Source organism: Streptomyces cinerochromogenes (assembly GCF_014648635.1).
GTDB lineage: Bacteria > Actinomycetota > Actinomycetes > Streptomycetales > Streptomycetaceae > Streptomyces > Streptomyces cinerochromogenes.
This window is the reverse complement of the sequence record NZ_BMRM01000021.1, coordinates 67,841-81,293: the sequence shown is the minus strand read 5'-3', so window position 1 is coordinate 81,293 and position 13,453 is coordinate 67,841. Positions and strand designations below refer to the sequence as shown.

Below are 13,453 nucleotides of genomic sequence, written 5' to 3'. Positions count from 1 at the left end.
TACGACCGTCACCACCGCATGGCAGGGTGACCCTCTGAGGCCCCCGGCAGGCCGGTGGCGGTACCGGTCTGCCGGGGAGCACCGGCGGTCATGCGAGGCCGACGGTCGAGGACGGGTGGTTGACGCCCCGGCCGTAGCCTGCGGTTCGCGGCTGTCCGTGGCTTGGACGGCGTTTTGACGTCGCGGGGCCGCAGTGTTTGGAGGTGGTCGAGGAGAATGCGGAGGTCGTTCGATGCACGACTCGGGCCCCGAGTTCGCGTGCTCGTTCAGCCCTGCTGTCACGGAAGGACTGCGTCTCGACTCAGCCTCGCTCCTTCGACGCGTTGCCCTCGATGGCCTCGACGACCTTCTTCGCTGTGGCCTTGGCCGAGCCCGGGTTCTGGCCGGTGACGAGGTTGCCGTCGGTCACGACGTAGGAAACGAACGGCAGCGCCGCCTTCTCGTAGAGCGCGCCGCGCTGCTTGGCTTGCTCCTCGGCGTTGTAGGGGACCAGCTTGTCGACGCGGGCGAGGACTTCCTCGGTCCAGGCGAACCCCGTCATCTTGCGGCCGGCGATGAGGTGAGAGCCGTCGGAGAGCCGGGTGTTGAGCAGGCCGCAGTAGCCATGGCAGACCGAGGAAACGACGCCGCCGCGCTCGTAGATCTCGCGGGTGATGCGCTGCAGGCCCTCGTTGTCGGGGAAGTCGTACATCACCGCGTGACCGCCGGTGAAGTAGATCGCGTCGTACTCTGATGGGTCGATCTGGTCAGGGCTCGCCGTGTTCTCGAGCAGCGCCATCTTCCCGGGGTTGGCGCGCCAAGCCTTGGCGGTCTTGTCGTAGTTCGGGAACTTCAGCGCACGCGGCTCGAGAGGCACCGCGCCGCCGGCCGGGCTGACGAGCGTCTGCGCGTAGCCGTGCTCCTCGAAGACGTGCCAGGCGTGCGTGAGCTCGGAGAGCCACAGGCCAGTGGTGTGGGAAGGGTCGTCGTAGTGGCCGACGTTGGTGACGACGTTGAGGACGCGCTTGGTCATGGCTGATCTCCTTTCATGCGGACCGGGGTGGCGAGGTGGCGGGCCGTCATGGCCAGCGTTCGGTCAGCGGACGCCCAGGGCACGCAGCGTCTTGAACGCCCGGGTCAGGATCCGCGCCCACTGCTCGTACTTCACCCCGCGGGGCGGGGTGAAGCCCTGGAGGCGCTGGTGGGCGACGGTCTGGGCTTCGGTGTATTTGAGCAGCCCGTCGGCGCCGTGACGACGGCCGAGGCCCGAGTCGCCCATGCCGTCCATGGGGGCGTCGATACTGCCCCAGGCAGCGGCGAACGCCTCGTTGACGGTGACGGTGCCGACGTGCAGCCGTCCCGCGACCTTGCGCGCCTCGGCGCCGTTGCGGCCCCAGACGCTCCCGTTGAGGCCGTACGGCGTGGCGTTGGCCATCGCCACCGCCTCGTCGACGGACCGGTAGCGGTAGATCGACACTACGGGGCCGAACGTCTCGCGGTCGAACAGCGTCATGTCCGGGGTCACATCGGCCAGGATCGTCGGCTCGTAGAACAGGGGGCCGAGGTCGGGCCGGGCCTTGCCTCCGGCCAGTACGGTCGCGCCTTTCGCCACCGCGTCATCGACGTGCGAGCTGGCGGTCTCGAGCTGCGAGGGGGTGGTCAGCGAGCCCATGTCCATCGAAAAGTCGTAGGCCGCGCCCAGGCGCATGGCCCGGGTGCGTTCGACGAACGCGGTGACGAACGCGTCGTGGATCTCATCGGCGACGTAGAGCCGCTCGATGGACACGCACAGCTGGCCGGCCGAGGGGAAGCAGGCGCCGACGGCGCCGGCGGCGGCCTTCTCGATGTCGGCGTCGGCGAGGACGACCATGGCGTTCTTGCCGCCCAGCTCCAGGGACGCGCCGATCAGCCGCTCGCCCGCGTCGCGCGCGATCCGGCGCCCGCTTGCGGTGGAGCCGGTGAACATCATGTAGTCTCCGCCGGCCATGAGCGCGTCTCCGATGGAGCTGCCACGGCCGACCACCATCTGCCAGACGTCGGCCGGCAGTCCGGCCTCGCGCATCAGGTCCAGCGCCCACAGCGCGGTCAGGGCGGTCTGGGTGTCGGGCTTCTGTACGACGGCGTTGCCGGCCATCAGGGCCGGGAGGGCGTCGCCGGCGGCCATGCTGAGCGGGTAGTTCCAGGGCGAGATGACGGTGACGACGCCCTTGGGGTGGTGCAGCTCGGTGGTGTGGGTCAGCACCGGGATCGCGCCCTTGCGGCGCTTCGGTGAGAGCAGCCGCCGTGCGCTGCGCGCGTAGTAGCGGGCCGTGATCGCGATGTCGCTCACCTCGAGGAACGCGTCGCGACGGGTCTTGCCGCTCTCGGCCTGCATCAGGTCGAGGGCTTCCTCCTGCCGCTGGAGGACGAGGTCGTGGAAGCGCAGCATGATGCGCTTGCGGTCGGCCACCGTGGTGGCTGCCCAGCCGACCTGGGCGGCGCGTGCCCGGGCGAAGGCATCCTCGACGTCGCCGGGGGTGGAGACCGGCAGGTCCGCGAGCGGTGCGCCGGTGTACGGCGAGGTCGCCGCGGCTGGGGAACTGGCGCGGGCCTGTGGCCGGCATTTCACGGTGGCAGCCGGGTGGCGGGGCACGCGCCGCTGACGCTCGACGGGCTGTCCTCGCACCGCAGGCCGCTGTCGGATCTGCTGGGGCTTGACCCGGCGCTGCTGGCAGGCGCGACGGAGGGCCGCATATCCGGCGGAGTGGCGGAGGCCAGTGCGCGCGGTGTACGTTCTCGCCGGGGAATGGTGATCTGATGCGGGTCCGCACAGCGGTCGGCCGTGCGGCATCGAGGTGGTCGCGTGGACGTTATGGGTGGAGCGGCCGGACGGCACCGACTACGACGCTCCGTTCATGGCCAGCGCGGTTCGCGCCAGCCCGCGCAGCCAGGCGTGGGCGTGGTCGGTGTCGTAGCGCTGATGCCACGACAGGTATATGGGTGCCGACGGCAGGTCGAGCGGGAGGGGGAGCACGACCAGGCCGAGGTCGGCGACCGCTGACCGCGTGGTGACTTCGGGGACGGTGATCAGGAGATCGGAGCCGCGCGCGAACTCCAGCGCGGCCGCTTCCGTGGGCGCGGTCGCCACCACGCGGCGGGTGAGGCCGAGCCGCGCGAGGGCGTCGTCGAGGGCGTTGTTGAGGTTTCCACGTCGCGAGACGGTGACGTGCTCAGCGGCGGCGTACCGCTTTGCGGTGACGGTCCTGACGCGGGTGAGGGGGTGCCCCTGCCTCACGACGATGACGAGGCGGGTCTCACCCACGTTCTCGGCTCGGATGTCCGGTGCGCTCGGGCGGTTGGCGTTCGCCTCCAGGTCGACCTCGCCGCGCCGCAACTCGGGGGTGTCGATGCTCGATTCCGCGACGAAGCGCAGTCGCACCCCCGGCGCCTGTCCGCGCACGGCCGCGAGTAGTGCGGGGCCGCTCAGGGCGACCAGGGAATCGTGCCAGCGGAGTGTGAAAGTGCGCTCCAACGTTGCCAGATCGAGTTCACGGCTCGGTGCCAGCACCCCCTGAACCTGGTGCAGCAGCTCGTGCACCTGTTCCCGGACTGCGATCGCATACGGCGTCGGGGTCATCGTGCGGCCGGTGCGCACCAGGATCTGATCCCCGGTCGTGCGCCGAATCCGGCCCAGACTCCGGCTCATCGCGGGGGCGGTGACGTGCAGGCGCGCCGCCGCCCCGGCCACACTGCCCTCCTCCAGCAGCGCGTCGAGCGCGGCGAGCAAATTCAAATCCAATTGCATGTGAGTAATCCTAGCCGTGCTTGACATGCATTTGAAGTTAATGGAAGGGCTGCATACCGTTGAGACGAAAGCGCAAGAAATAACGCGCAGTTCGGCCCTCGACCGGCCTCAGCACCCCTCCTCAGACGGGAGTACCACCATGTCCAAAACGCTCCAGACCACTGACGTCGCCGCCCTCGACGCCGACGTGCTCGCTCAGGCCGCGATCGCCGTGCGTGAGGCGGGTTCGGCGCTGCGCGAGCGCTTCGGCGAGGTGGTCGGCTACCAGACCCGCGAAGAGCTGATGCGCGCGCTCGCCGCCAACGACGAGATGGCCCTCGACATCCTGCGCCCCCGCCTCACGCGCCTGCGCCCGGACGCCGGCTGGGTGGAGGACGAACTGGACGGCGGGGCGCTGCCGCCCGGCGAATGGTGGGTCGTGGATCCGGCCGAAGGCAACGTCAACCACCTGCACGCCCTGCCGGAGTGGGCGGTGACCGCCACCCTCGTGCGCGACAACCAGCCCGTGCTCACCGCGGTCCACCTGCCGTTGACCGGCGAGACCTGCACTGCGCTCACCGGCGCGGGCGCCTACCTCGACGGCCGGCCGCTGCACGTCTCCCAGACCGCGGACCTCGGCCTGAGCATCGTGGCCACCAGCCAGGCCCGGCCGGACGAGGACGAGAAGGTCGTGCGACGCGTCGGCTCCTCGATCACCGCGATGCTCTTCGACGCTCTCGTTGTCCGCACCGCCGTATCCGCGACCCTGCACCTGCTGAATGTGGCCGCCGGCCGGATCGACGCCTTCTGGCAGTTCGCCGGCGCCCGCGCGGACCTGCTTCCCGGAGCGCTGCTCGTCACCGAGGCCGGCGGACAGATCTCCGACGCCGGGGGCCGTCCCTGGACCCCGCAGAGCGAAAGCTTCCTGGCCGCCGCACCCGGCGTCCACGCCGAAGCCGTCGCCACCCTCTCCCACTGACCGCGCACCACAACCCGCACGCACGGAAGGACCACATCATCATGACCACGATCGCAGTTCTCGGAAACGGCCGCGTCGGCGGCAACCTGGCCACAGCCCTCACCCGGGCAGGGCATGAGGTGACCGTCGCGGACCGCACGCCGGGCGCCGCCGCCGACGCCGCCCGCACAGCCCAGATCGTCATCAACGCCACCCCGGGCGCCGGCTCGCTGGACCGGCTCGTCGCCCTGCGCGAGGAACTCCGCGACAAGATCCTCGTCGACGTCTCCAACGCCACCACCGACGGACCGGACGGACTGCCCGCCGACCTGATCTACCCCGGCTCAAGCCTCGCCGAGCAACTCCAGGAAGCGCTCCCCGAAACGCGTGTCGTCAAGACACTCAACACCATGCTCTTCCCGGTGATGACCGCGCCAGCCACGCTCACCCAGGCGCCCGACGCCTTCCTCTCCGGCGAGGACCCGCAGGCCAAGCAGACCGTCCGTGAACTGCTCATCAACCTCGGCTGGCACAAGGAATGGATCACCGACCTCGGCGGGATCCAGACCGCCCGCGCCACAGAGGCCGCGATCCTCTTCGTCCCGCACGTGATTCGGTCCAGCGGATTCACACCCTTCGCGATCTCGATCGCCCGCTGACTGTCGAGCTGCGCCGGCCGGAGGTGGCCGGAGCCGGCTCGCTCCGGCTGGTACCCGCTTGAGGTGCACACCGGCGTTCGCCGGGTCGGGCGCTCCTCTTTCACCTCCGGAACAGGTGATCATGCTCGGCGGCCAGCAGGGGGGCAGTGGGCGAGGCAACTGTCGTGCTGGCCGACACCCCGGGGCGGCTCCAGCTTCCAGACGAGCCGATCGCCGATCTCGACCCGGGTGTTCGGGTGTGCTTGATCCACAGGCCCTTCGGTTGCAGAGCCGTCTGCGGGGCGACGACTCCGGTGATGAACCTGCGGATTTCGGTGAGCCTCTTCCGGATGACGGCGAACTCCTATGCCGGCGCACACAACGGGCGTCGGACCTCGCAAACCGCGGCACACGTGGCGGGACTCGCCGCCTGCCTGCTCCACGTCGAAGGATCTGACCCCTGCGACCGCCGGAGAGCCCATCACCACTCGGACTGTCCCCAACCGCCTGCTCGTCTGTCAGTGGGACCGAAACTGCCGGCGTTCAACAACGCGTCGACCAGCCGGCCATCCCTCTACAGAGGCCCGTACCGTTCGCCGTCGGCCCAATCGGTACCCGGGCGCCGCCGGCAGGCACCCGATGACACCCCGGACACACTGCCTGGCCCCGCCCTAAAAGGCGTTGTCCAGCGTCAGAGTGAGTTCGGCGATCCGCCACCCACCGCAGGACCGGCGCAGGCAGAACTCGTAGACCCCAGTCGAGATCATCTCGATGCTCTCGCCGGTGTTCCTCGTCTACACCGGATAGGCCCGCACCTCAGCGGTACACGGCGTCCGTCGTCGTGACCACGACATCACCCAGGTGGTGCCGCACCCTTCCGGTCCGGGCCGTGTGCCCGTCACGGATGAAGCCGAGCACCGGAGCGCGTCCGGTGACCGGGTCGAGCACTCTCTGTCCGGGCATCGTCAAGGTCCAGGTGGGGTCTTCGGCCAGAACCGCTTCCGGCTCGGGCACATTCAGCTCGTCCAGGGCGTGGGCGTAGTGCGCCACCGCCTGCTGGAGTTCGGCGATCACGAGACCACCGTCAGCACGATCTTGCCTTGGAGGTGGCCCTGCGCGGCTCGCGTGTGTGCACTGCCCGCCTCGGGCAGCGGGTAAGTGCTGTCCACCCCGACCTGGAGCTTGCCCTCGTCGAACAGGCGCCCGATCTCGGCGAGCTGGGGACCGTTGGAACGCACCTGAATGTTCGAGACCGTGATGCCCAGACGCGCCGTCTCTTCCGGGTCATACTGGGCGAAGAACACCGGAAGCATCGTGCCGCCGCGCTTGAGCACGGCCAGGAAGCGTGAGCTGTCCGGGCCACCGACGGTGTCGATCACCAGGTCGACACCGCTGACCACGTCCCCGGCCCGCGTCCTGGTGTAGTCGATGAACTCATCTGCGCCGAGCTTGCGCAGGAACTGCTCGTGCCGGCCCGAGGCCACCGCGATTACGTGTGCCCCCTTCCATTTCGCCAGCTGCACCGCGAAGTGGCCCACTCCACCGGCGGCCCCGTTGACCAGCACGGTCATCCCTGGCCTGATCGGCACCGGCTGGTGCACCTGGCCGGTGAAAGGAGACGGCACGTCGTGGCCGAGATCAACCAGGTACTGCCAGGCCGTAAGCACGGCCATCGGCGCCCCAGCCGCCTGCACGTGGTCGATACCGGCCGGCTTGTGAGCCAGGTCCGAAGCCGGCGCGGCCACGTACTCGGCGTATGTCCGGCCGTCGAATCCGGGGAACCGCAGCATGCCGAAGACCTCGTCACCGACGGCGAACCCCAGCACGTCCGGAGCGACCGCCTGGACCACACCTGACATGTCCGTTCCGGGGATCAGGGGGAACTCCAGGGCCGGCCTCATCTCGGCCGGCATGACCTTCATCCCCTCACGCAGGTACCAGTCCGGCGGGTTGATGCCCGCCGCGTGCACCCGGACGAGCACCTCGCCCGGGCCGATCTCGGGAACCGGCACCTCGTCATACTGCAAAACTTCCGGCCCGCCCGCTTCGTGGAACTGGATCGCCTTCATCTCGCCTGTCGCTTTCTTGGGGAAACGTTGCTCCTTCAGTCAAGGCCCAGGACGGCATGGCCGTCCAAGACCGGTTCGGCAACCCAGCCATTCCGAAACGGCATGACGCGTACGCTGCCAGGGTGAACGATCTCGGACAGGACCTGGAACTGCGGCTGGTGCGCTACTTCACCGTGGTGGCGGCGCACCAGCACTTCGGCCGGGCCGCCGCCGACTTGCACGTGGCCCAGCCGGCGCTGAGCCGCCAGATCCAACGGCTCGAGAGGTATCTCGGCGCACGACTGCTGGACCGCGACCCCAAGGGCACCCGGCTCACTCCGGCCGGCCAGAGGTTCCTCCCCCGTGCCCAAGCCCTGCTGCAGGCCGCCCGTCAGGCCGAGCTGGCCGTGCGTGAACAAGCCGAGATTGAACGAATCGCCATCGGCTACGTTGAAGACCTGGTGATCACTACCGCGGTACGGGAACTGCGCCGCCGTTACCCGGACGCCGAGATCGCCACCCGGTACCTGAGCTGCCGCGACGTCGGGGCGCTGTCCGACAAGCGCGTCGACGCCCTGATCGCGCGGGCCCCGCTGCCGCTCGCCGCCGACGACGTCTTCACCACCCCTCTGTACGAGGAGCCCCGGATGCTCGTGGTCCCGCGCGGCCATCCCTTGGCCGACCGCCCGTCGGTGACCGCGGAAGAACTGGCCGGCGAAGAGACGGCACCGTGCCCGTTCGAGACCGCGGACTGGACTGCCTACCGGATCCTCGGGGCGGGCGTGCCGCCGATCGAGAGCTACGAGGACAAGCTCGAACTCGTCGCGAGTGGCCAGGCGATCGCCGTGCTACCGGTCGGCGATCGGCGTAGCTCACTGCGCCCCAACCTCGTCACCGTCCCGATCGAGGGCGCTCCTTCCAGCCAGGTCGTCCTGGCCAGCCGCAAGGGTGACCCGAATCCGATGATCAGGAATCTCCGGCTGGTGGCCAAGGCCGTCCTGACCGCCCCGGCGGCCTGACCGGGCTCGTCTTCTCCTGCAGCAAGGCGACGCCCAAGGGCCAGGAGGTGCGCATCCTGCGCAACGGGCGGACCCGCTCATGCGGCCAAGATCTCCGTGATCCCACGTGACACCCTGCACGACCCTGGTAACCGTGAAGGGGCAAGCAACCGACAGCACGTCACCGACCCGGAAATCCCCCTCATCGATCATTCGATCAGGGTAGTCGGGTTCCTTTGGCGGCTTACGCGGGCCTACCAGCCAGGGCGCCCGCTCGGGTCTACGGGCCACCTACCGCACACATGGACCAACTAGCGTGCTCAAAGGCGTGTGCGGGCGACGGTGATGCATGTGCGCTGTCCGGATCGGGTGCCTGAGGAGATCTACGGTGGGTGCTGGAGGTGCTGGCCGGTCTGTCTCCGGTCGTGCAGGCGCTGCCGCTGTCTGCGGCCCTGGTCGAACTGAAGAGCGCCCTGCGCGCTACCACGGCACCGACGCGGCTCACCAGGGGAGGTTCTGTGCGTACGGTGCATCTCGCAGCTGGGGGTCGACGTCCGGGTCGGCGTCGGGCCGACGATCACCGTCGCGGCCACCGCCTCCGCCCAGATCACCCATCCCCGGATTCCGTAGCTCCGCGTTTCGGACGTGGCCTGTTTTCACTCCCGGACGTTTCCTTCCTTTTCCTGTCACCAGCCACGCCCTAAGTGGTCGAAGTGGACGGCATTTCGCGCACCAGACGCAGGGGAAGGGTCGGAAGATGATCGAATACGGTCAATCGGCCGACGTAGCACGACCTGGGACATGCCACACCCCGCCCACCAGCTCGCAGAAACGTTTGCTGAACGTCCACCCCAGACGCTTGATACGCAGGCGGGACGGAACAGCCCGGTGCGCAGGTCGGGGACGAAGGCTTCTCGTACGACGCGGCGGAAGCGCCGGCGCTGGGCGGGGGTGAGGTGCTGGAGGTCGGTGGTGAAGCGGGGGAGTGTCTCGTACGTGGGCACGGTGTCCTCCGGGCAGCACGACGAAGCCCCCGGCGGTTGCCGGGGGCTGGGTAGGCGGTCGTCCTTGGCGGTGCCTGTCGGCTGGTGCGTGTAGGTGGTGCTCGGTGGTGTCGTTCAGGTAGCTGCAGGAGAGCGATGACACTGGCGAGCCGCCCGGAGCCGCTTCCCGTCTGACGGGCACCTGAGAAGAACGTTCGGCCCTTCCTCCCGCGTGGTGGCACGTGCGGCTGATCGGGCCTTTATTGCGGGTCAGGTCCGTGTGGCGTGGCTTCCACGATGGATATCGCGCTGATCACTGGCGGGCAGATGTACCGCTACTACCTGCGCCAGGTCGTCGTTGGTGACGGCCGCCGGCCGGCTCCCACGCCCTTGGTCCAGGCGGAGGAAGAGGCCGGGGTCCCGACCGGGCGATGGATGGGCCGGGGCCTTGCCGTGCTCGGCCTCGCGGCGGTGGCGTCGTCACCGAGGCGCAGCTACGCAACCGCTTCGGTGAGGGCTGGCACCCGCGCGCCGACCGGATCGAGGCCGACCAGCTCGCCGCCGGGAAGAAGCCCGCGGCCGCGCGCCCGGCCGGGGCGCTCGGCCGCAAGGTGAAGGTCACCGGGTTCGATCTGGTCTTCCGTCCGCAGCCGACGATCTACCTGTTGTGGGCCCTGGGTGATGACGAGACCCAGCGGTTGATCGAGGCCGCGCACGAGAGGACGATCGCCGCTGTCCTCGCCTGGATCGAGGACGAGGTGGCGGTCCTTCGCTTCGGGGCGAAGGACGTCTACCGGGCTCGCCCGGTGCATGGTCTGGTCGCCGCGCGGTTCCGTCACTACGAGGCGCGCTCCGGGATGCTGCTCCTGCACGACCATCTCCTTGTGTCCGTCAAAGCCCAGCGCCCGCACAAGGACAACAACGGCCAGGGCATCTGAAGTTCGGTGCACTCCACGGCTGGCTCTGTCCACGGGAACGGACAGCGGATGTTCACCACTTTGGGGGCACCAAGGATTCGAACAGACCGCAATCTGAGGCGAAAGGTCCTGAGTCCACGACGCCGACGTGCTGGTCCCCATGACCAAGTGTGGTGAGCCGATGACGGACTTAGCTCAGGGGACGGTCTGCCCGGCTCAGGTCGCGGTATCGCTCGAACGCATCGCGGGCGTCGGGGACGAACTCCTGCTGCCTTACCAGGGACTCGAGCTCTGGCTCGGTGAGCCAGTCGTGCCAGGCGACTTCCTGGACATTCGGCCGGACGGATGCCGTGATGACGACCTCGTGCAGTCCGAGCCAGTAGGGACTGATTGCCCCAGCACACAGAAATTTGAGCACGAAGCGGGGGGCAGCATGAACGCCTAGTTCCTCCGACAGTTCCCGGGCTGCAGCCTCCTCGTACGATTCGCCAACATCAGCGGCACCGCCAAGCATCCAGTTGTACTGACCCGGAAAACGGGACGAATCGTCCGGGCGGCGATGAACAAGGAACCGTCCGTCTTCGTCGCGGCACACGATCGTGGCGATGCGATGAAGCCAGCCCTGACGAATGGCTTGAGCTCGGTCAACGACCCCCAGCACCTGGTCCTGCTCGTCGACGCGCTCAACCAGTTCACCCATGGGCCACACGATGCCAGGGGATGCACACGGCGAAGCCAGCGGGTTCTCACGCTGGCTTGCCCCGCCGGCGGGGCCGAAACGAGAGGGCTGACAAACCATCGCAGCCCATCTCGGAACGGCACCGTCCCAGGTCATCCACATTCGAACAGAGCGGGAGGCAGGTGCCTCCCGAAGTGGTGAATCTGGTCCGTTCTCGCGTACCGCAGCCAACCGGCCCTCCTGAACGAGCACTGACGAAGCTTTCGTCTGCGTCAACGTGCAACCTTTCGGCCCCACTACCGGTCTCCTGCTTGGCGGACCCCACGCGTCACTCGGGAGACTTTCGGTGAACGGCGTGGGGCCCCCGAGAACCAGCGGCCACGCACTCCGTGCGCCCGCCGATTGAGCCCCCTGCCTGCGCGATCACAAGGAGCCTCGACACTCATGCCCGTCCGCACAACGGCTACGCTCGCCACCTTCGTGGTAGCGGGCCTCATCCCCCTCACTCTGCCCACCGCGGCAGCGAGCGCCGCGCCCGCGCGGCACGGCGACGACTTCAACGGCGACGGGTACCGCGACTACGCGTACTCGAGCTTCAGCGCAAGAGGGGGCGGCGGCGTCACCGTGGTCTTCGGCACTGCCACCGGGCCCGGCCCCAAGCAGCAGCGCATCACTCAGGCGAGCCCTGGCGTGCCCGGATCCGACGAGGCCGACGACATGTTCGGCGAAGTGCGGGCCGCCGCCGATTTCGACGGCGACGGATACGGCGACCTCGCGGTGTCAGCGACCGGCGAGAACCATTCTCAGGGCGCCGTGACGATCCTTTGGGGGTCCCCCTCCGGCCTGTCCACGGGTACGGCCCTGCCGAACAAGAACCCGGGTCGCGACAACTACATGGGCAAGGACCTGGCGACCGGCGACTTCAACGGGGACGGCAAGCAGGACCTGGCCGTCATCAACGAGTCCATGACCTACGTCTACCGCGGCCCCTTCAAACGCACCGGTACCACCGGCACCGTGACCAAGCTCGACAAGACGTCGTCCTTCTACGCCACCGCGCTGATCTCCGGCAAGGTCAACGGCGACAAGAAAACCGACCTCGCGATCATTGGTGACGTGGTCAGCCCCGAATACATCGCGTCCGACGTCTGGTTCATCAAGGGGGGCGCGAGCTCACTCACCCCGGGCAAGAGCCTCCGCCTGGAGTCGGAATCCGGAAACGGCGGCAGCTCCGAACGCGGCGGCGACGGTGTCATCGCCGACTTCAACAAGGACGGCTACGGCGACATCGCCGTCGGCACACCCCTCTACTCCAAGCACAAAGGCCGAGTCAGCGTCTGGTACGGCTCGTCCGCCGGCCCGTCCCGGAGCACCCGCCTCACCCAGTCGACCAGTGGCGTCACCGGATCTCCCGAGAACCGGGACGAATTCGGCGCATCCATTTCGGCGGGTGACGTCAACGGCGACGGCTACGCGGATCTCGCAGTCGGCGTGCCGGGCGAGGAGATCGATGACCACGACTACGCGGGCGGCGTGCACATCTTCAAGGGGCGGCCGGGCGGCCTGACCGGTGCCGGCTCACAGTGGTTCGCCCGCAACACCCGAGGCGTCCCGGGTGCGTTGACGGCCGACGAACAGTTCGGTGGCCTGGTACGGCTGCGCGACACGGACGGTGACGGAACGGCCGACCTGTACGTGAGCGGTGCCGGCGCTCTGCGGCTGCCCGGTTCAGCCAGCGGCATCACCACCGCTGGCGCGACGGAATACCACGCGGCACCCATCGACAGCTTCCTGCAGTGATGTGGCGTAGCTGACTCGTGTGGCTGCACCAGCTGCTCCCGGACCTCGCTGAGCAACTGCTCGATCCGGGAGCGGAGCGTCCACCGTGGCTCGCCACCGGGTACCCGAGCCGCCCGACTGCCGCTCGGTCGCCCTGACGCGCAACTGGCCGACCATCGGGGCGGGCTGCTGCTCCCGCCTCAGCCGCCACGGATCACCCCATCCCGGCGGCCCTGCCTCGCGGCGGCGGGCGCGCACCAGCGCCCCCGTGAAGCCGTGCAGCGGGCTGTCGTGGTCGGCGGCGATCCAAGGCCCCAGCCAGGCACGGCCCACCCGCTCGCCCAACCAGCGGCAGAACACATCAGCGCCCCGCGCCCGAGGCCGCGTCCCCCCCGCTTGCCTGCCAGGCCAGCCCGGCCGTCTCCGGCTCCAGCAGCGCCTGCATCACCGCCACCACCTCAGGGAAGATCGCCGCATCCCGGCCCACGATCCGCCACCCTGCAAGCCGAACCCGCATTGCCGCCCGCCAGCCGGTGCAGACGGTGCGGCCAGATCTCCTCCCGCTCCCAGCGCAGGGCCTCATCCCACCACCGGGCCACCACCGCGTGCGCCAGGGCGAACACCTCACCGCCTGCCGCCCCGGAACGCCCCGCACTGCGCGCCACACCCGCCCACCGCCGCTGCGCCGTAGCCACCTCCCGCTCAGGTCGA

At 69.0% G+C, this 13,453-nt stretch carries 11 protein-coding genes; 5 read left to right on the top strand and 6 right to left on the bottom strand.

All coding sequences use genetic code 11. The features are described 5' to 3' along the window. Positions 1-301 precede the first annotated feature (301 nt). The 3 genes from IEZ20_RS32690 to IEZ20_RS32680 form a co-directional block, all read right to left on the bottom strand. Positions 302-1,012, bottom strand: a complete 711-nt coding sequence (locus tag IEZ20_RS32690) for a type 1 glutamine amidotransferase domain-containing protein (protein WP_189305384.1) — start codon at positions 1,010-1,012, stop codon at positions 302-304. Positions 1,013-1,075: 63 nt separating this feature from the next. Next, on the bottom strand, positions 1,076-2,809 hold the full coding sequence (locus IEZ20_RS32685) for a succinic semialdehyde dehydrogenase (RefSeq protein WP_373304014.1): 1,734 nt from the start codon (positions 2,807-2,809) through the stop codon (positions 1,076-1,078). A gap of 48 nt (positions 2,810-2,857) precedes the next feature. Beyond that, positions 2,858-3,763: a LysR family transcriptional regulator gene (locus tag IEZ20_RS32680; protein WP_189305380.1), complete on the bottom strand. Its 906-nt coding sequence runs from the start codon at positions 3,761-3,763 to the stop codon at positions 2,858-2,860. A gap of 139 nt (positions 3,764-3,902) precedes the next feature. On the opposite strand from IEZ20_RS32680, the gene IEZ20_RS32675 reads away from it, so the two are divergent. Together IEZ20_RS32675 and IEZ20_RS32670 are read left to right on the top strand one after the other, a co-directional pair. Next, positions 3,903-4,721, top strand: a complete 819-nt coding sequence (locus IEZ20_RS32675) for an inositol monophosphatase family protein (RefSeq protein WP_189305377.1) — start codon at positions 3,903-3,905, stop codon at positions 4,719-4,721. Between the two features lie 41 nt (positions 4,722-4,762). Further along, a complete protein-coding gene (locus IEZ20_RS32670) occupies positions 4,763-5,359 on the top strand; it encodes an NADPH-dependent F420 reductase (protein ID WP_189305375.1) in 597 nt (198 codons plus the stop codon). Positions 5,360-6,154: 795 nt separating this feature from the next. On the opposite strand, the gene IEZ20_RS40090 is transcribed toward IEZ20_RS32670, so the two are convergent. Together IEZ20_RS40090 and IEZ20_RS32660 are read right to left on the bottom strand one after the other, a co-directional pair. Then, on the bottom strand, positions 6,155-6,412 hold the full coding sequence (locus tag IEZ20_RS40090) for a nuclear transport factor 2 family protein (protein ID WP_229896386.1): 258 nt from the start codon (positions 6,410-6,412) through the stop codon (positions 6,155-6,157). Then, positions 6,409-7,407 (bottom strand): NADP-dependent oxidoreductase, encoded by a 999-nt coding sequence (locus tag IEZ20_RS32660; protein WP_189305373.1) that lies wholly within the window; start codon positions 7,405-7,407, stop codon positions 6,409-6,411. The genes IEZ20_RS40090 and IEZ20_RS32660 overlap by 4 nt, the downstream gene beginning before the upstream one ends. A gap of 56 nt (positions 7,408-7,463) precedes the next feature. On the opposite strand from IEZ20_RS32660, the gene IEZ20_RS32655 reads away from it, so the two are divergent. Then, positions 7,464-8,405 carry a LysR family transcriptional regulator gene (locus tag IEZ20_RS32655; RefSeq protein ID WP_229896385.1) on the top strand — a complete coding sequence of 314 codons (942 nt, stop codon included), beginning with the start codon at positions 7,464-7,466 and terminating at the stop codon, positions 8,403-8,405. Positions 8,406-9,798: 1,393 nt separating this feature from the next. Beyond that, positions 9,799-10,305, top strand: coding sequence for a relaxase domain-containing protein (locus IEZ20_RS32650; RefSeq protein ID WP_189305370.1), 507 nt, complete (start codon positions 9,799-9,801; stop codon positions 10,303-10,305). Positions 10,306-10,474: 169 nt separating this feature from the next. Here the strand turns inward: IEZ20_RS32650 and IEZ20_RS32645 are convergent, their stop codons facing one another. Further along, positions 10,475-10,984: an NUDIX hydrolase gene (locus IEZ20_RS32645; RefSeq protein ID WP_189305368.1), complete on the bottom strand. Its 510-nt coding sequence runs from the start codon at positions 10,982-10,984 to the stop codon at positions 10,475-10,477. 423 nt (positions 10,985-11,407) lie between these two features. On the opposite strand from IEZ20_RS32645, the gene IEZ20_RS32640 reads away from it, so the two are divergent. Next, entirely contained in the window at positions 11,408-12,763 is a 1,356-nt protein-coding gene (locus IEZ20_RS32640; protein WP_189305366.1) for an FG-GAP and VCBS repeat-containing protein, read from the top strand. Positions 12,764-13,453 lie beyond the last annotated feature (690 nt).

Excerpts from the sequence above, each read along its gene's own strand:
- IEZ20_RS32690 (WP_189305384.1), bottom strand. The coding sequence starts at position 1,012 with ATGACCAAGCGCGTCCTCAACGTCGTCACCAACGTCGGCCACTACGAC.
- IEZ20_RS32685 (WP_373304014.1), bottom strand. The coding sequence starts at position 2,809 with ATGCCGCACGGCCGACCGCTGTGCGGACCCGCATCAGATCACCATTCC.
- IEZ20_RS32680 (WP_189305380.1), bottom strand. The coding sequence starts at position 3,763 with ATGCAATTGGATTTGAATTTGCTCGCCGCGCTCGACGCGCTGCTGGAG.
- IEZ20_RS32675 (WP_189305377.1), top strand. The coding sequence starts at position 3,903 with ATGTCCAAAACGCTCCAGACCACTGACGTCGCCGCCCTCGACGCCGAC.
- IEZ20_RS32670 (WP_189305375.1), top strand. The coding sequence starts at position 4,763 with ATGACCACGATCGCAGTTCTCGGAAACGGCCGCGTCGGCGGCAACCTG.
- IEZ20_RS32660 (WP_189305373.1), bottom strand. The coding sequence starts at position 7,407 with ATGAAGGCGATCCAGTTCCACGAAGCGGGCGGGCCGGAAGTTTTGCAG.
- IEZ20_RS32655 (WP_229896385.1), top strand. The coding sequence starts at position 7,464 with ATGGCCGTCCAAGACCGGTTCGGCAACCCAGCCATTCCGAAACGGCAT.
- IEZ20_RS32650 (WP_189305370.1), top strand. The coding sequence starts at position 9,799 with ATGGATGGGCCGGGGCCTTGCCGTGCTCGGCCTCGCGGCGGTGGCGTC.
- IEZ20_RS32645 (WP_189305368.1), bottom strand. The coding sequence starts at position 10,984 with ATGGGTGAACTGGTTGAGCGCGTCGACGAGCAGGACCAGGTGCTGGGG.
- IEZ20_RS32640 (WP_189305366.1), top strand. The coding sequence starts at position 11,408 with ATGCCCGTCCGCACAACGGCTACGCTCGCCACCTTCGTGGTAGCGGGC.